Here is a 15,911-nt window from a genome sequence, read left to right as displayed (position 1 = left end):
TTCGTTCAATAGGCGAACAAACGCCTCTCCGACAAAGGACGCCCGCCATGATGAGCCAGGAGCAGAACGACCTGATCACCCGTACCGGTCCGAAGGACCCCTGCGGCAAGCTGATGCGGAGCTACTGGCAGCCGGCGGCGCTGGTCGACGAGCTGGAGGGCGCGCGCCCGATCCGTCCGGTCAAACTGCTCGGCGAGAACCTGGTGCTGTTCCGCGACGAGAGCGGACGCTACGGCCTGATCGATCGTCACTGCGCCCACCGCGGCGCCGACCTCGCCTTCGGACGTCTCGAACATGGCGGCCTGCGCTGCGCCTTCCATGGCTGGCTGTTCGACGCCACCGGCCAGTGCATCGAGACGCCGGCCGAGCCGAAGGACTCAAAACTCTGCCAGAACATTCGCCAGCGTTCCTATCCCGTGGTCGAGAAGAGCGGCATCCTCTGGGCTTATCTCGGCGAGGGTGAGCCGCCGGCATTTCCGGAGCTCGACTGCTTTGTCGCGCCCGGCACGCACACTTTTGCGTTCAAGGGCCACATGGCCTGCAACTGGCTTCAGGCCCTCGAGGTCGGCATCGATCCCGCGCACGCCTCCTATCTGCACCGCTTCTTCGAGGACGAGGATACGTCGACGGCTTACGGCAAGCAGTTCCGCGGCGCCTCCGCCGGCTCCGATCTGCCGATGACAAAGATCCTGCGCGAATACGACCGGCCGATCATCAATGTCGAACACACCGAATATGGCCTGCGGCTGATCGCGCTGCGCGAGATCGACGAGGAGCGCACCCACGTGCGCGTCACCAACCAGCTCTTCCCGCACGGCTTCGTCATCCCCATGAGCACGGAAATGACGATCACGCAGTGGCACGTGCCGGTCGACGATGAGAACTGCTACTGGTACGCGATCTTCACCAGCTATTCGAACCCGGTCGACAAGCAGAAGATGCGCGATCAGCGGCTCGAGCTCTATGAGCTGCCCGACTACGTCTCGCGCAAGAACCGCAGCAACGATTACGGCTTCGATCCGCACGAGCAGGCGACCGCGACCTATACCGGCATGGGTACCGACATCAACGTGCACGACCAGTGGGCGGTGGAATCGATGGGCGCCATCCAGGACCGCACCAAAGAGCATCTCGGCTCGAGCGACAAGGCGATCGTGCAGTACCGCCGCCTGCTGCGGCAGGAGATCGAGAAGGTCGGCGGCGGCGAGAAGCCGATGCTGTTCCTGGACGAGAGCAGGGCGCGCAGCATCCAGGGACCGGCCACCATGGACGGCATCGGGCCGACCCAGGGTTGGGAGCTCTACTGGATGGAGGTCGACGTCAAGCGCCGCCGCGGCGCACCTTGGGCCGCACCGGTGCCGAAGGAGATCGCCGACAACGTGCACCGGCTGACGGCGGCGGAGTGACGATTGTGGTCGGCTGCCGTAGGGTGGGCAAAGGCGCAAAGCGCCGTGCCCACCATGCTTCGGTGCAGACGATAGATGCGGTGGGCACGCTTCGCTTTGCCCACCCTACGGCAGTTGAGGGAGTGGTGAAGTGACTTTCGTCGCGCGTCATGCGCTGTGGTCGGATGAGCAGAGGGACGCCGCAGCGCGCCTGCGCCGCATCGTCGAGGAAAAGAACCTCGAGGTCATCCGCCTCGCCTTCCCGGACCAGCACGGCATTTTGCGCGGCAAGACCATCATCGCCGCCGAGGCGATCGCCTCGCTGGAGAGCGGCTGCTCCATCACCACGACCATGCTCGCCAAGGATACCTCGCACCGCACGGTGTTTCCGGTGTTCACGTCAGGCGGCGGATTCGGCATGAAGGAGATGGAGGGCGCGGCCGACGTGTTGATGGTCGCCGACCCAACCACGTTCCGCGTGCTGCCATGGGCGCCTGCGACGGGCTGGGTGCTCTGCGATCTCTATTTTGGCGACGGCCGTCCCGTGCCGTTCGCGACCCGCGGTCTCTACCGCAAGGTGCTCGATGATCTCAGCGGCCGCGGCCACGATTTCGTCGCCGGCCTCGAGGTTGAATTCCACATCTTCAAGCTCGACGACGCGCATATGCGGCCCGAGGATGCCGGCCAGCCCGGCACGCCGCCGTCGGTGAGCCTGCTCAGCCACGGCTATCAATACCTCACCGAGCAGCGCTTCGATCAGATGGAGCCGGTGCTGGAGATCCTGCGCCGCGATATCGTCGCGCTCGGACTGCCCTTGCGCTCGGTCGAGGTCGAGTTCGGGCCGAGCCAGTGTGAATTTACCTTCGCGCCGAAGAAGGGGCTGGAGCCCGCCGACAACATGGTGCTGTTCCGCTCTGCCGTGAAGCAGATCGCGCACCGCCACGGCTATCACGCCACCTTCATGTGCCGGCCGAAACTGCCGAATGTATTCGCGAGCGGCTGGCACTTGCATCAGTCGATCGTCTCGCGCACGACCGGCGAGAACCAGTTCATGACGAAGGACGGCGGCGAGCCGCTCAGCGCGTTCGGCCGGGCGTACCTTGCCGGCCTGCTCGACCACGCCCGCGCCTCTACCGTGTTCACCACCCCGACCATCAACGGCTACAAGCGCTACCGCTCCTATTCGCTGGCGCCGGACCGGGCGATCTGGGGCCGCGACAATCGCGGCGTGATGATCCGCGTGCTCGGCGGCGCCAATGATGCCGCAACGCGCCTGGAGAACCGCATCGGCGAGCCCGCCGCCAATCCCTATCTCTACATGGCCTCGCAAATTTTGTCGGGCCTCGACGGCGTCGACCGCAAGCTCGACCCCGGCCCGTCCGCCGACACGCCCTACGAGACCAAGGCGCCGCCGTTGCCGAAGAGCTTGCGCGATGCGGTCGCCGCGCTGAAGGACGATCCGTTCTTCCGCGAGAAGTTCGGGCCTGAGTTCGTCGACTACTACACCCACATCAAGAATGCCGAGATCGACCGCTTCCTGTCAGAGGTGACCGACTGGGAGCACCGCGAGTATTTCGAGGTGTTTTGATGGAGATACGTCTCACGCCCGCGTGAGGCGACTTCGTCCGGTCTGTTCCGACGACATCACGGCGCTCGCCGACGAAGCCATTTTCCCTGTCCCTCGAAAACGGCCGGAAAGACTGGGGGCCTAATATCCCTGCATGTGATCAACAGTGGAGTTCGATCATGTGGGTTCAATTGTTCAGCCTGATCTACCGCCTGTCCTGCCGGACCACCTTGGTTGAAATCGGCACCCACCACCTGGCGCGTTAGTCGCCGGCGCCAGCGATTTGGGTAAGACATATTGACCGGATAATCGGGGTTTTCATGCGCAAGCTGGTTCACCAGCGATACCAGAGCGTTGCGATGACGGTCAGTGGCGCACCGCGGTAGCAGTAACCGACCTGGCACGTGGTGTAGTGCAGATTGAACAGGTTCTTGGCATTGACCTGGAACTGGAGGCCCTTCAGCTCCTTCGCCGCCTGGCCAAAATCATATTTCAGCGCCGCGTCGATCAGGGTTACCGAGCTGTTCTTGGACGTGTTCGCATCATCGCCGTAGCTCCAGGACATGTAACGCGCGCCGCCACCGACGCTCAATCCTGCAAACGGTCCGGCCAGCGGCAGGGCATAGTTCGCCCACAGCGTCGCGGTATGCGGAGGATTGCCCGAGGGAAACTTGCCGATCAGCGAGTCGTCAGCGGCCTGCTTGGTCACCATGTCGAGATAGGTGTACGACGAGGTGATGTCGAAACCACCGCCCAGGCTTGCAAGCGCCTGCAATTCGAAGCCGCGGCTTTGAATCTCGCCACGCTGGACCGTCACGCCCGTCCCCGTCGTGACCAGGCCGCCGTCCTGGGTCAAATCGAACACCGCCGCGGTAATGAAGCTCCTCGTGCCCTTCGGCTGGTACTTCACACCGACTTCGGTCTGCTTGCCGGTGGTCGGCTTGAAGAAGGCGCCCGACGGATCGACGCCGAGATTGGGAAAGAACGAGGTCGAATAGGCGACGTAAGGCGCAACGCCGGAATCGAACACATAGGTCAGCCCGGCTCGCCCGCTATAGGCCTGATCGGATTGCGTCTGCCGGGTCAGCGCGAACAGATCCTCACCCGTGGTGCTGACCCAGTCGCTGCGGCCGCTCAATGTCAGGATCCAGTGATCGAGCCTGGCCTGGTCCTGAACATAGACGCCGGACTGGGTTTGCCGCTGGGCTGTCGAGGACGAGATCGCGGGATCGGGAATGGATTCCGGCGCGTAGACCGGCGCGGCGAGGTTGAGATCGGAGACGCCGAAGCCGAATCCCTGCTTGTCGTTGAACTTCGACGCGGTGTAGTCGGTGCCGATCAGGAGTGTGTGCTGCACGGGTCCGGTCGATAGCCTGGCCTCGACCTGATTGTCCATGATGGCAGATTGCAGCGTGTCGTGGACGTAGCCGGTGTAGCGCGAGACGACATTGCCCACCGGCGCGCCGAGAAAGCCCACATAGCGGGTGACCGCGTCGACATCGACGTAACGGAATTTCTGGCGGACGGTCACGTCGTTGTTGAACGCGTGCTCGAACAGGTAGCCCACGCGTCCCTGCTCCTGGTCGAGCGAATTGTAGGACGGACTGCCCGTGAAGATGTCCGTGGCGGTGCCGGTGCCCGTGGAGTAGGTGAACATGGATCCGGGCGTCTTCGACTTCTGATAGGACCCGAGAATCGTCAGGGTCGTCGATTGATCCGGCTTCCAGGTGACGGCGGGCGCGATGTAGGTCCTGTTATCCTTGCCGCCGGGCACGAACACGTTCGCGTCGCGCATCACGCCGGTCAGCCGATACGAAAACTGACCGTTGGCATCGACCGGGCCCGACAGGTCGAAATTGCCCTGGATGCGATCGCGGTCGCCGAACACCGTCTGCACTTCGTGAAACGGCTGGCTGGTCGGCAGCTTGCTCGACAGATCGATCAATCCGCCGGGCGAGCCGAGGCCATAGAGCGCCGAGCTGGGCCCGCGGACCACAGTGATGCTGTCGACCCCATAAGGCTCGGTCTTGAACACGCTGAGACCGGCTCCCACGAGGCGCAAGCCGTCGAGATAAACGCCGTTATAGGTGATGTCGAAGCCGCGGATCGCGATCGCGTCGAAACGCGGATCGTAGCCTGAAGCATCGATGCGGACGCCGGGTTCATAGCCAACCGCCTCCGTCAGCGTCCGGACGGCGCGGTCGTTGAGTTCCTTGCGCGTCACGACCGAGATCGACTGCGGCGTCTCGAGCAACGGCGTGTTGGTCTTGGTACCCGCCGAGCTGCTGTCTGCAACATAGCTGCTCTCGCTCGACGCGTTGGCGCGACCGGCACCGGCCTCGCGCACGCCCGAATTTCCGGCTGGCGCGGGCCGGGCATTGCGTTGCGTCGCGACGCGGCCGCGCGACGACTGCGAAGCTCGCTGCGCGGGCTGGGTGCGCGGACGCGCCTGGATCGGTGCCTCCACCGTGACGGGAGGCAATGTCGCCGCCGTCGACGTCGAATTGGTCCCGGAGGTCTGTGCGACCGACGGCGTTGCGTGCAGGACTATTCCCAGGCCGGCCGCTCCCAGACCAGTTCTCGCCATCCGTTCCCAGCCGAGCGTCCGCCCGTCGTTGCGCGTCATCGTCTTCCCCGAGTTCCGTGTTCGAACAACCCGGGAGTAACCAGATCGAGGCGCACACCGCCTTTGCGCGCGCGCAAATCACCTTTGATCGCTCGTGGAGGCGTTCAAGTTCACTGACAGCGGCTCGGCGAATAGCCGAAGTGCCTGCGGAACGCCGTCGCGAAATTGGCCGGATGGGCATAGCCGACCCGAAAGGCCGCCTCGGTGACCGACAAGCGTTGATGAATCAGAAGGTCACGTGCGGCATCGAGCCGGCGGGCCCGCAAATAGTCGATCGCGCTCTCGCCATACGCCATCTGGAATTTCTGGTTGAAGGACCGGCGGCTCAGCCCCGCATTCCGCGCCAGTTCGTCGATGCTCCAGGGATAAGCGAGATCGGCATCCATTCGCGCCTTGACCGATTGCAACCGCACCCGCTGGAGGTCGGCTGCAGGATCAAGCGCGATCCCGCGCTCGCCGAACAAGGCGTGGACCACGATCTCGGCGGCATGCGCCGACAGGAGCAATTGCGTCGCGTTTCCGGCCACTGGTGGCGAGAACATTTCTGCCGCGAGGACCTGCACACGCGGAGACGCCGTGAGAGAGACGATGGCCGTGCCCAACGCGTCGGTCTTGAACAGCGCCCGAACCTCGTCGCCGAGTCCAAGCCCGTCGATGGAGGCTTGGGGAAGCGCCAGGCCGATCGCAGGACGTTCGCCGCAGCGAACCGAGCCTCCCACGGCGAGGGATTCGCGCACGGCAATCGCCGTCATCTGCCCCGCACCCGTTGTGCGCGTCAGAATGCCGCGGCCTGCGCCTTCATCGAGTGCGACAGAGATGAACAAGCCCGGCGCTACGATCGCGGGCGGATCGGGATCGGCGCGAAACTCACCTCTGATGAACACACAGCCCGGGAAATCCAGCCATTGAGGCGCTGTCGAAGCGCCTCGCTGTGCGGAGCCGATGATGTCGTCGTCAGGCCGTCCGGCAATTTGATTGTAAAAGTCCTGCATCGAATCCGCTACGCCGCGACATTGGCGGCTGGCGGCGGCGCACTCAAGACCTCTGCGCGCAGTTTGGAGGGCTTCGAAACTGACGTCCTCGACGAGGTTCTGCGCGCGAGGCGATCTGCACGGACGATACGGCAACCAGATCCAGGAGCGCGTCAGATACCCAGATATTTATGCTGCAGATCCGGCTCCGCCATCAGCTCGACGGACGTGCCGCTCCACACCGTCTTGCCGCGCTCGATGATGTAGTGGCGGTCGCAGATGCGGGCGAGGTGGTCGACGTTCTTGTCGACGACCAGGATCGACTGTCCCCGGCTCTTGAGCAGCGACAGGCAGTTCCAGATTTCTTCGCGGATCAGCGGGGCGAGGCCCTCGGTCGCCTCGTCCAGGATCAGCAGCTTTGGGTTGGTCATCAGCGCGCGGCCGATCGCGAGCATCTGCTGCTCGCCGCCGGAGAGCTGGTTGCCCATGTTGGCGGCGCGCTCGGCAAGGCGGGGGAACATCACGTAGATCGCGGCCAGCGTCCAGGGATTGGGGCTAGCGAAGCGATCGGCGGCGGCCGCGACGAGATTTTCGCGAACGGTGAGGTTCGGAAAGATCTGGCGTCCCTCCGGGACGAGGCCGACGCCGAGTTTTGCAATTCGATAGGACGGCAGCTGCCGCACCTCGGCGCCCGCAAAGCGAATCGTGCCTGATCGCGCCGGTGTCAGGCCCATGATGGAGCGGATGGTGGTGGTCTTGCCCATGCCGTTGCGGCCCATCAGCGAGACCATCTCGCCCGGCTTGATCGACAGCGACAGGCCGAACAGCACCTGGGAGAGGCCGTAGCAGGTCTCGATGCCGTCGACGTCGAGCAGCGTGTCAGCCATCACCTTTTCAGACATGGTGCGTCACCACGTGCTGGTCGCCGAGATAGGCGCGCTTGACGTCCTCGTTGGCGCGGATCGCGGCCGGATCACCGGAGGCGATGACGCGGCCATAGACCAGCACTGAGATGCGGTCGGCCAGCGCGAACACCGCCGGCATATCGTGCTCGACCAGCACGATCGAGACTTCCTTCCGCAGCTCCTGAAGCAGTTGCACCATGCGCTGGGATTCGGTGACGCCAAGACCCGCCATCGGCTCGTCCAGCAGCAGCAGCTTCGGCTTGCTCGCGAGCGCGACCGCGAGCTCGATCTGGCGGCGCTCGCCATGGCTGAGCCTGGACACCAGGACATCGGCGCGATGGCCGAGCCCGACGCGGTCGAGCGCGGCATGGGCGGCATCGCGCAGGCCCTTCTCCTTGCGCGCATTGGCGAAGAAGCGGAACGAGTGGCCTGCATGCGCCTGCGCCGCCAGCGCGACATTGTCGGCGGCGGTGAAGTCGAGCAGCAGCGAGGTGATCTGGAACGAACGGGCGAGCCCCAGCGCGCAGCGGCGATAGGCCGGCAGATAGGTGATGTCGCGACCGCCGAGCGAGACGCTGCCGGAATGCGGTTCGAGGTGCCCGGTGAGCTGGCTGATCAGCGTGGTCTTGCCGGCGCCGTTCGGGCCGATGATGGCGTGCAACTCGCCGCTAGCTACGTCGAGCGAGACGTTGTCCGTCGCAACGATGCCGCCGAAACGGCGCACCAGCTTTTCGACGCGGAGCAGCGGTTCAGCCACGATTGAGCCTCCCGAGCAGGCCCATGATGCCGCCGCGGCCGAACAGCACGATCAGCAGCAAGAGCGGCCCCATGATCAGCGCCCAGTATTCGGTGATCTGCGACAGGAATTCTTCCAGCAGCAAAAACACCACCGCGCCCATCACCGGACCGAACAGCGTGCCCATGCCCCCCAGGATCACCATCACCATGAGGTCGCCGGAGCGGGTCCAGTACATCACGGCCGGGCTGATGAAATCGGTGTTGTTGGCGAGCAGTGCGCCGGCAAGGCCGCACATCATACCGGAGATGACGAAGCAGACCAGCTGGTAGCGTTTTGCCGGAAAGCCGATCGCCTGCATCCGCTGCTCGTTGGAGCGCAGGCCCTGCAGGACGAGGCCGAAGCGCGAATTGGTGATGCGCCAGATCAGGACGATCACGGCGAACAGGCAGGCGAGGCAGAGATAATAGAACTGCGTGCGGTTCGACAGGTTGATCAGGCCGGAGAAGTCGCTGCGTTTGTAGACCGTGAGACCGTCGTCGCCGCCGTAACGCGCGAGGCCCGAGGCGACGTAATAGGCCATCTGCGCAAACGCCAGCGTGATCATGATGAAGTAGACGCCACGCGTACGAAGGGAGAGCGCGCCGATCACCAGGGCGTAGATCGCGGAAGCTGCGAGCGCGACCGGGAACTGGATGAAGCCGGAGCCGACGCCTTCCTGCGCGAGCATGCCGACCGCGTAGCCGCCGATGCCGAGATAGGCGGCGTGGCCGAAGCTCATCATGCCGCCAAAACCCATGATGAGGTTGAGGCTCGCGGCCGCAAGGGCCAGGATGACGATGCGGGTGAACAGCGTCAGGATGAAGATGTTGCCGGACAGCTGCGAATAGAGCGGCAGCAGCACGAGGCCCGCCAGCATCAGGGCCGTGACGGCCTTGCTCACAGTGAAAGCCTTCATCGACGGTTGGCCGGAAACAGCCCCTCCGGGCGCACCACCAGCACGATCGCCATCAGCAGATAGATCAGCATGGACGACAGCGCGGGCGCGGCGGTGGAGGCGGCAGCGCCGCTCAGCACCTGCCGCAACAGGTTGGGCAGGAAGGCGCGGCCGAGCGTGTCGATCATGCCGACAAAGATCGCGGCCAGGAACGCGCCGCGGATCGAGCCGATGCCGCCGATCACGATGATGACGAAGGCGAGGATCAGGATGTTCTCGCCCATGCCGATCTGCACGGTGAGGATCGGCGCCTGCATCAGGCCGGCGAGGCCGGCGAGCGCGGCGCCCAGGCCGAACACCAGCGTGTAGAGCAGCTTGATGTTGATGCCGAGCGCACCGATCATCTCGCGGTTGGAGGCGCCGGCGCGGATCAGCATGCCGATGCGGGTGCGCATCACGCCGAGATAGAGCAGCAGCGCGACCAGCAGCGCCACCACGATGATGGCGAGACGATAAGCGGGATAGTGGATGCCGGGCAGGATCGGCACCGGCACCGTGAGCCAGGCCGGCAGCGGCAGCGCAAGCCCGGCCGGCCCCCAGATCAGCCGCACGGCTTCATTGAAGAACAGGATCAGACCGAAGGTCGCGAGCACGTGGTCGAGATGGTCGCGCCCGTAGAGATGCCGCAGTGCCGACATCTCCAGCACGATGCCGAGCACCAAAGTCGCACCTAACGCCAGCAGCGCACCGAGCAGGAAGCTGCCGGTCCAGGCCGCAAAGGTCGCGGCGAAATAGGCGCCCATCATGTAGAGCGAGCCGTGCGCGAGGTTGACGAGATCCATGATCCCGAACACCAGCGTCAGGCCGGCGGCGAGCAGGAACAGGAGCAGGCCGAACTGCAATCCGTTCAAGAACTGTTCGACGACGAGCAGCATCAAAACTCTTTCAGGCGCACGCGGTGTCGCGCCGATGTTCGAACTCGGTCGCCATCAGTGAAAGAGCTCCCCCTGCCTCTTCAAGGCGGAAAAATGGGTAATGGCAGTATCGTTCCGAGGCAAGAGCGATTCAACACCAGACATGCACTTTGTTGCATGCCGGTGCATGCGATCGAAATTGGCCTTGCAAGAAGGCTGCCGCGCAGGATGGGTCAACCTGCCGCACCCAAACGATCGCCCTCCCCCAGGCATGCCTGGAAGAGGGCGCGATGGTCGACGGAAGTAGGAGAAGGCGTCTAGTGCGACGTCATCTGCCGGGGGAGATCATCCGGCTCGGCCAGCACGCTGTTGGCCGTCGAGGCTTCCAGCGCCGCCATCCGGAACAGATAGGCGAGCGTTGCCAATCCGGTGTCTTCCGCCATCTGCGCCAGCTCGAGCGCCATGTCGGACATGTAGCCGAGATTCTCGTCCTTGGTCTGCGCCATGATCTGGCTGTCCCGCATCATGTTCGACATTTCAGGCGCTCTTTCGTTGCGCGGCAGCAAGGCCGCAGAGGTTGGCACGGGCGACGGCGTCCAGACGCGGGCCGTCCTGTTGTACGATCGAATCCATGCCGATGCGATCATGCAGGGCATCGAGGGTCTCGCGGCGAATGTCGATGGTCGCTGCCATGGTCCAGGCGTTCTCCACCAGCTCGGGCAGACCAAGCGGCGTCACGACGAAGCCGGCCTCATGGAAGCGCGGCAGCCACCAAGTCTCCATGATCGCGCTGACCTGCGCGATTCCCTGATCGAGGCAGAACTCCTGCACCGCCGCCATCAGTTGCAGGTTGAGAGTGCCGTCGCGGCGATCGCGCACGACAAAGTAGCGCGACCATTCCCAGACCAGCGGATTCGCAGGGCAGCCGCGAACCGATGCCAGATGCGGGAAGACCTCGCTCATCATCGAGGGTTTGGTGGTGGGGTAGAGCCGGTGACCGCCGACGACGCGCCGGCCTTCCAGCGCGAGCAGATAGACGGTGTCCTCGTCGTCGTAGGAATCGACCTCGCGGCAATCAGGCCGGCGCAGCGTCTCCCAGTGCCGCTCCTCGACGAAGATGTCGTGGCGTAGTCGGAAGTGCTGCTCGAGTACGTCTTCGTAAAGGTGGCGATTGACCGAAGAAATTGCGTGAATCATGAAAACCCCCATTCAGCCGGAATGAGGGGCAGCCTCTGCGAAAAGAGGCAGGTTCGATATTGGGAAATTTCCCAGTACGTCGCTTAGGGATTGATGAGCTTGTTGCGAATCGCCAGTGCAACCGCATGCGTACGGTTGACGGCACCGAGCTTGCGCGCGGCGGTTGCAAGATGCTCTTCTGCGGTGCGCTGCGTGATGTGCAGGATCTCGCCGATCTCCCAGGCCGACTTGCCCTGCGAGGCCCAGGCGATCACCTCGCGCTCGCGCGGGGTGAGACGCGTCGACAGATGCGGCGCCGGATCCAGCAGGCGGCGAATATGGTCGAAGCCATACATTGCCATCAGGTGCAGTGCCGGCTTGCTGCGGGGATTGAGGTCGAGATGGACGCCGCCGAGCGACACCGCCGCCTCGTAGCCGGTGAGCCCGTGGATCGGCACGATGAAGCCGCGCGACATGCGAAAATCGCCGGCGCGGTTCATCACCTCGGCCGCGCTCGGCTCGAGCTCGGCATCATAGGGCGCTTCCGACCACTCGAACGGATTGACCGATTGCCGGCACAGCCGCACCACGGGGTCGACGCGGTCGTAATTGTTCTGGGTGTAGAGATTGAACCATCCTGCCGGCCAGCGCTTGGCGAGCACCATCTGCGCGAACCGCTGATCGGGATTCGGCAACCCCGTCACGATGATGGTCTCGAAGCCGAAGCGACCGAACACCGCCTCAAGCGCATTCATGGCGTCCGGTACCTTGCGATAGGTCCCCAGGCCTTCGATGAAGTCGAGCGCTTCCCGGCCATAATCTACGGCGTCTACGGCGGACATCGGTACGTTTCCTGAGCCTCGCCGTAGGTATAGCACGTATTTGGGAGCTGCCTCAATTCGCTGCTTCCGTAGTTTACCGGCCCTCGTCTGCACCGGAGATTTAATCTACTTGTGGAGGAAGTGACGTCAAGTTACACCTATGGCGTCTGAAGCGGGAAAATCACGATGGAAGACGAGGACATCGCCCTCAACAGCGTGCTCGGCCTGGAACTCAACCGCGTGTTTTTCGCCGTCCGCGAAACGGCAAACAAGCAGAAGATCATCGAGTACGCGCGCGAAGTGCTGCAGCGCGAACGCGCGGAGCGGCCCGGCAGCGCGTCGCCCGAGAGCCCGGCGAGCTAGAACGCGGTTACAGGTGAGGCGTACGTTCTGCGCGAGCGGCGCCCTTCCATTCGAACGTGCCGATTTTGGCCGAAACATTCTGACTGCGAAGTTAATCAGCAATTGTTGCCGGTGAGCGAGCTGCGCTCTTACCCTCCCCTGGAGGGGGGGTGAAGCGCCGCCCGCTCCGTCCACATCACACTTGCCGCTGGATGACATCACGGCTCTCGTGAGATGATCGCCACCACGATCCTCTTTGGGATGCCCACGACATGATGACGCTGCGCCAGGTTGAAGTGATCCGTGCCGTGATGGTGACGGGTACCATCGGCGGCGCGGCGAAGCTGCTCAACGTGTCGGCGCCGGGGATCAGCCGGCTGGTCAAATACACCGAGCGCACGCTCGGCATTCGCTTCTTCCAGCGCCAGAACGGGCGCTATTTCCCGACGCCGGAAGCCGAGAACATCTTTGAGCAGATCAACGGCGTCTACAAGAAGGTCGACGACCTCTCCGAGCTCATCTCCAAGATCGGCCGCGGCGGTTTGTCGGAATTGCGCATCGGCTCGGTGCCGAGCATCTCCCAGGTGATGGTGCCGCGCGCGATCGAGCGCGTCCGGCGCCGCTACCCCGATCTCGGCATCGACATCAACATCCTCAAGCTCGAGGAGGCCATCGACTACCTCCTGCTCGGCCGCGGCGAATGTGTGGCGATGAGCTATCGGCTCGAGCATTCCGGGCTCGACTTCATGCCGCTCGCCTCGGGTGAGCTCTATTGCATCGTGCCGCCGGGTCACGAGCTTGCCGGCCGCAAGCAGGTCTCGGCGGCCGAGATCACCCGCTATCCGCTGATCGGCATCGATCCCAACGATCCCTACGGCCGGATCATGGCCGGGATCTTTGCGCGCCACCGGCTCGACTACAACATCACGATCCGCGCGCGCTTCGGCACCATGGTGTGTGCGCTGGTGAAGGCCGGGCTCGGCATCGCCATCATCGACCAGTTCACGGTGGCCCATGGCGGCTATCCGGGAATCGAGCTGTTGAAGATCACCGAGCCGACGCGGTTCGAGACCTATATCGCGGTGAAGCGCGGCGCGCCGCTGTCGCTCCATGTCGAGTATTTCATCGAGTCCCTGCGCGCCGAGATGCGCGCGGTGGAGCCGTCCCGCAGCGAGGGCAACGCCGCCCCGGCACGCGCGCGGAAGAAATAACATTATGTTAGGTTTGCCCAATAAATGGGTAATTGTGTTAGGCACGGGAAAGGCTATCGTCGCAACTGGAAGCCCCCTTGGAATTGTGCGGATTTCCCCGCTAATGGCCAGGACCCAACGCTCCCAACGAGACGATAACCAACCATGTCCAAGCGCGGATACGCCGCCAGCAAGAAGCTTCTCACCGGCCTGATCGGGGCGCCGATCGCGCATTCCGCCTCCCCTGCCATGCACGAGCGGGCCGCCGAGGCGCTTGGCCTGCGCGGTCACTACCAGCTCATCGAGGTCGCCGGCGCCGATGCGGCCGGGCTCCGCATGATGCTCGAGGGCGTACGGCGGCTCGGCTTTGCCGGCGTCAACGTGACTTACCCTTACAAGGAAGCGGTGGTCCCGCTGCTCGACGAGCTGGCGCCGGGCGCGGCCGCCATGGGCGCGGTCAACACCGTCGTCGTCAGGGACGGCCGGCTGATCGGCCACAACACCGACACGACCGGGTTTGCGCGCGCGGTCGCGCCGCTGCTGGCACCGTCCGGAAATGCGGTCGCCGTGATCGGAACGGGCGGCGTCGGCAAGGCGATCGCCTTTGCGCTGGCGAGCCTGAAGGTCTCCGGCCTCCGCATCTTCGACAGCGAGACGGCGCGCGCCGAAAAGCTCGCTTCATTGCTTGCCAGGCACGGCGGCGCCACGGTGGCGAAAAGCGTCGAGGACGCGCTCGATGGCGCAACCGGCCTCGTCAACGGCACGCCGGTCGGCATGCTGCCGAACCGGGGCATGCCGGTCCCGGCAGCCTTGCTGCACGAGAAAATGTGGGTCGCGGACGCCGTCTATTCGCCGCTGATCACGCCGCTGCTGGCAGCGGCACAGGCCAAGGGCGCGCGGATCATGACCGGGCGGGAACTCGCGATCTACCAGGCCGCCGATGCCTTCGAACTGTTCACGGGCCTTGCCCCATCGACCGAGGTCATGGGAGAGGCTTTCGACGAGGTGATGGCGGCGCGAAGCACGGCCTATCACGCCGCGTAACCGAAGCGGCCGGACACAAGGCCGCGGACAATATCAACGAAAAATGGGAGGAGTGACCATGAAATCGACCCTACTGGCGGGCGCCTTGCTTGCCTTCGCGACTGCAACCAGCGTCCACGCGCAGGCGATCAAGCTCGCCGACGTCGCCGAACTCTCGGGCGGCGGCGCCACCGTCGGCACCAACTGGAAGAACGGCATCGACCTCGCGATCGAGGAGATCAACGCCAAGGGCGGCGTGCTCGGCCGCAAGTTGGAGGTCAGCCACGCCGATTCGCAGTCCAACCCCGGCGTTGCCCGCGCCCAGGTGCAGAAGGCGCTCGACGCCGAGCCCTATGTCCTGCTCGGGCCCGGCTATTCCGGCTCGGTCAAGGTGACGGCGCCGCTCGCGGCCGAAGCCGGCATCGCGCAGATCATGGGCGGCGAAGCCGCCGAATTGACGCAAGCCGGCAACAAGTTCCTGTTCCGCACCTCGTTCGGCCAGCAATCGTCGATGCCGAAGGTCGCAAAATACATCCACGACGACATGAAGGCGAAGACGGTCGCGGTGGTCTGGGTCAACAACGACTTTGGCCGCGGCGGACGCGACGTCGTCGTGAAGGAACTCGACCGGCTTGGCTCCAAGGTGGTCGCCGATCTCTCGACTGAAGCGGGACAAGCCGACTTCGCCGCCGACGTCGGCAAGATCAAGGCCGCCAATCCCGACGCCGTGTTCGTCTACCTGAATGAAGAAGAGAGCGCGCGCATCCTGAAGGAGCTGAAGCGCCAGGGCGTCACCGCGCCGCTGATGGGCGAGACCACGCTGATCGGCCAGAAGGTGATCGAGCTCGCCGGCGATGCCGCCAACGGCGCGCGCGGCCATGTCGGCCTCACCACGGACGCACCGGTCGACCTGATCAAGGCGTTCCGCGACAAGTTCGCCAAGAAGTACAATTACGTGCCCGACCATAACGGCCTGAAGGGCTACCTCGCCGTCTACATGGTCAAGGCCACCACCGAGAAGATGGGCAAGGTCGACAGCAAGGCGTTCGCCGACACGCTGCACGGCCTGACCATCAAGGCCGCAGACGAGCCGGGCATCCTGATGGACGTCACCTTCAGCGAGACCGGCGACATCGACCGGCAGAGCTTTCTGGTCGAGGTGGTCGAAGGCAAGCAGGTGGTGAAGCAGGTGCTACCCAAGGTGAAGTGACGATCTTCGCCTCTCCCCGCGCCCGTCCCGCCGAAGCTCCAGCGAAGGCGGATGCGGGGGTCTCTCTTCTCCCTCGCCCCGCTCTTCGCGGGGAGAGGGTTGGGGTGA

At 64.3% G+C, this 15,911-nt stretch carries 15 protein-coding genes; 6 read left to right on the top strand and 9 right to left on the bottom strand.

Translation table 11 applies throughout. The features are described 5' to 3' along the window. The first annotated feature begins 47 nt into the window (after positions 1–47). Positions 48–1,406: an aromatic ring-hydroxylating dioxygenase subunit alpha gene (locus ABIB95_RS13745; RefSeq protein WP_354240004.1), complete on the top strand. Its 1,359-nt coding sequence runs from the start codon at positions 48–50 to the stop codon at positions 1,404–1,406. A 130-nt stretch (positions 1,407–1,536) separates the two neighbouring features. After that, positions 1,537–2,973 carry a glutamine synthetase family protein gene (locus ABIB95_RS13740; protein ID WP_354240002.1) on the top strand — a complete coding sequence of 479 codons (1,437 nt, stop codon included), beginning with the start codon at positions 1,537–1,539 and terminating at the stop codon, positions 2,971–2,973. 313 nt (positions 2,974–3,286) lie between these two features. Here ABIB95_RS13740 and ABIB95_RS13735 read toward each other — a convergent pair whose 3' ends face one another. From ABIB95_RS13735 to ABIB95_RS13695, 9 genes are all read right to left on the bottom strand, one after another. After that, the gene (locus tag ABIB95_RS13735) at positions 3,287–5,578 is read right to left on the bottom strand and encodes a TonB-dependent siderophore receptor (RefSeq protein WP_354240000.1); all 2,292 of its coding nucleotides are present in this window, start codon (positions 5,576–5,578) and stop codon (positions 3,287–3,289) included. 110 nt (positions 5,579–5,688) lie between these two features. Then, the gene (locus tag ABIB95_RS13730) at positions 5,689–6,570 is read right to left on the bottom strand and encodes an AraC family transcriptional regulator (protein WP_354239998.1); all 882 of its coding nucleotides are present in this window, start codon (positions 6,568–6,570) and stop codon (positions 5,689–5,691) included. Positions 6,571–6,722: 152 nt separating this feature from the next. Further along, positions 6,723–7,451 carry an ABC transporter ATP-binding protein gene (locus ABIB95_RS13725; RefSeq protein ID WP_354239996.1) on the bottom strand — a complete coding sequence of 243 codons (729 nt, stop codon included), beginning with the start codon at positions 7,449–7,451 and terminating at the stop codon, positions 6,723–6,725. Further along, the gene (locus tag ABIB95_RS13720) at positions 7,444–8,211 is read right to left on the bottom strand and encodes an ABC transporter ATP-binding protein (protein WP_063979902.1); all 768 of its coding nucleotides are present in this window, start codon (positions 8,209–8,211) and stop codon (positions 7,444–7,446) included. The genes ABIB95_RS13725 and ABIB95_RS13720 overlap by 8 nt, the downstream gene beginning before the upstream one ends. After that, positions 8,204–9,148 (bottom strand): branched-chain amino acid ABC transporter permease, encoded by a 945-nt coding sequence (locus ABIB95_RS13715; RefSeq protein ID WP_063979903.1) that lies wholly within the window; start codon positions 9,146–9,148, stop codon positions 8,204–8,206. The genes ABIB95_RS13720 and ABIB95_RS13715 overlap by 8 nt, the downstream gene beginning before the upstream one ends. Beyond that, complete coding sequence (locus ABIB95_RS13710) at positions 9,145–10,062, bottom strand: branched-chain amino acid ABC transporter permease (protein WP_008143427.1); 918 nt, start codon at positions 10,060–10,062, stop codon at positions 9,145–9,147. The genes ABIB95_RS13715 and ABIB95_RS13710 overlap by 4 nt, the downstream gene beginning before the upstream one ends. Before the next feature lie 296 nt (positions 10,063–10,358). Next, the gene (locus ABIB95_RS13705) at positions 10,359–10,577 is read right to left on the bottom strand and encodes a hypothetical protein (RefSeq protein WP_008540920.1); all 219 of its coding nucleotides are present in this window, start codon (positions 10,575–10,577) and stop codon (positions 10,359–10,361) included. Position 10,578: 1 nt separating this feature from the next. After that, on the bottom strand, positions 10,579–11,238 hold the full coding sequence (locus ABIB95_RS13700) for an acyl-homoserine-lactone synthase (protein ID WP_071909116.1): 660 nt from the start codon (positions 11,236–11,238) through the stop codon (positions 10,579–10,581). 83 nt (positions 11,239–11,321) lie between these two features. Further along, positions 11,322–12,059 (bottom strand): helix-turn-helix transcriptional regulator, encoded by a 738-nt coding sequence (locus ABIB95_RS13695; RefSeq protein WP_354239994.1) that lies wholly within the window; start codon positions 12,057–12,059, stop codon positions 11,322–11,324. A gap of 165 nt (positions 12,060–12,224) precedes the next feature. Here ABIB95_RS13695 and ABIB95_RS13690 point away from each other — a divergent pair, with 165 nt between their 5' ends. The 4 genes from ABIB95_RS13690 (at position 12,225) to ABIB95_RS13675 (ending at position 15,803) form a co-directional block, all read left to right on the top strand. Next, positions 12,225–12,401: a hypothetical protein gene (locus tag ABIB95_RS13690; protein ID WP_014491261.1), complete on the top strand. Its 177-nt coding sequence runs from the start codon at positions 12,225–12,227 to the stop codon at positions 12,399–12,401. A 251-nt stretch (positions 12,402–12,652) separates the two neighbouring features. Beyond that, positions 12,653–13,591 carry a LysR family transcriptional regulator gene (locus tag ABIB95_RS13685; RefSeq protein ID WP_354239992.1) on the top strand — a complete coding sequence of 313 codons (939 nt, stop codon included), beginning with the start codon at positions 12,653–12,655 and terminating at the stop codon, positions 13,589–13,591. 144 nt (positions 13,592–13,735) lie between these two features. Continuing rightward, on the top strand, positions 13,736–14,614 hold the full coding sequence (locus ABIB95_RS13680) for a shikimate dehydrogenase (protein ID WP_354239990.1): 879 nt from the start codon (positions 13,736–13,738) through the stop codon (positions 14,612–14,614). A 58-nt stretch (positions 14,615–14,672) separates the two neighbouring features. Next, positions 14,673–15,803, top strand: coding sequence for an ABC transporter substrate-binding protein (locus tag ABIB95_RS13675; RefSeq protein WP_354239988.1), 1,131 nt, complete (start codon positions 14,673–14,675; stop codon positions 15,801–15,803). Positions 15,804–15,911 lie beyond the last annotated feature (108 nt).

This window comes from Bradyrhizobium sp. LA2.1, from assembly GCF_040547725.1.
Taxonomy (GTDB): domain Bacteria; phylum Pseudomonadota; class Alphaproteobacteria; order Rhizobiales; family Xanthobacteraceae; genus Bradyrhizobium; species Bradyrhizobium barranii.
This window is presented reverse-complemented; position numbering and strand designations above follow the sequence as displayed.

Coding starts and splice junctions, on each gene's coding strand:
- ABIB95_RS13690 (WP_014491261.1), top strand. CDS start 12,225: ATGGAAGACGAGGACATCGCCCTCAACAGCGTGCTCGGCCTGGAACTC.
- ABIB95_RS13680 (WP_354239990.1), top strand. CDS start 13,736: ATGTCCAAGCGCGGATACGCCGCCAGCAAGAAGCTTCTCACCGGCCTG.
- ABIB95_RS13695 (WP_354239994.1), bottom strand. CDS start 12,059: ATGTCCGCCGTAGACGCCGTAGATTATGGCCGGGAAGCGCTCGACTTC.
- ABIB95_RS13700 (WP_071909116.1), bottom strand. CDS start 11,238: ATGATTCACGCAATTTCTTCGGTCAATCGCCACCTTTACGAAGACGTA.
- ABIB95_RS13710 (WP_008143427.1), bottom strand. CDS start 10,062: ATGCTGCTCGTCGTCGAACAGTTCTTGAACGGATTGCAGTTCGGCCTG.
- ABIB95_RS13745 (WP_354240004.1), top strand. CDS start 48: ATGATGAGCCAGGAGCAGAACGACCTGATCACCCGTACCGGTCCGAAG.
- ABIB95_RS13685 (WP_354239992.1), top strand. CDS start 12,653: ATGATGACGCTGCGCCAGGTTGAAGTGATCCGTGCCGTGATGGTGACG.
- ABIB95_RS13735 (WP_354240000.1), bottom strand. CDS start 5,578: ATGACGCGCAACGACGGGCGGACGCTCGGCTGGGAACGGATGGCGAGA.
- ABIB95_RS13730 (WP_354239998.1), bottom strand. CDS start 6,570: ATGCAGGACTTTTACAATCAAATTGCCGGACGGCCTGACGACGACATC.
- ABIB95_RS13715 (WP_063979903.1), bottom strand. CDS start 9,148: ATGAAGGCTTTCACTGTGAGCAAGGCCGTCACGGCCCTGATGCTGGCG.
- ABIB95_RS13705 (WP_008540920.1), bottom strand. CDS start 10,577: ATGTCGAACATGATGCGGGACAGCCAGATCATGGCGCAGACCAAGGAC.
- ABIB95_RS13725 (WP_354239996.1), bottom strand. CDS start 7,451: ATGTCTGAAAAGGTGATGGCTGACACGCTGCTCGACGTCGACGGCATC.
- ABIB95_RS13675 (WP_354239988.1), top strand. CDS start 14,673: ATGAAATCGACCCTACTGGCGGGCGCCTTGCTTGCCTTCGCGACTGCA.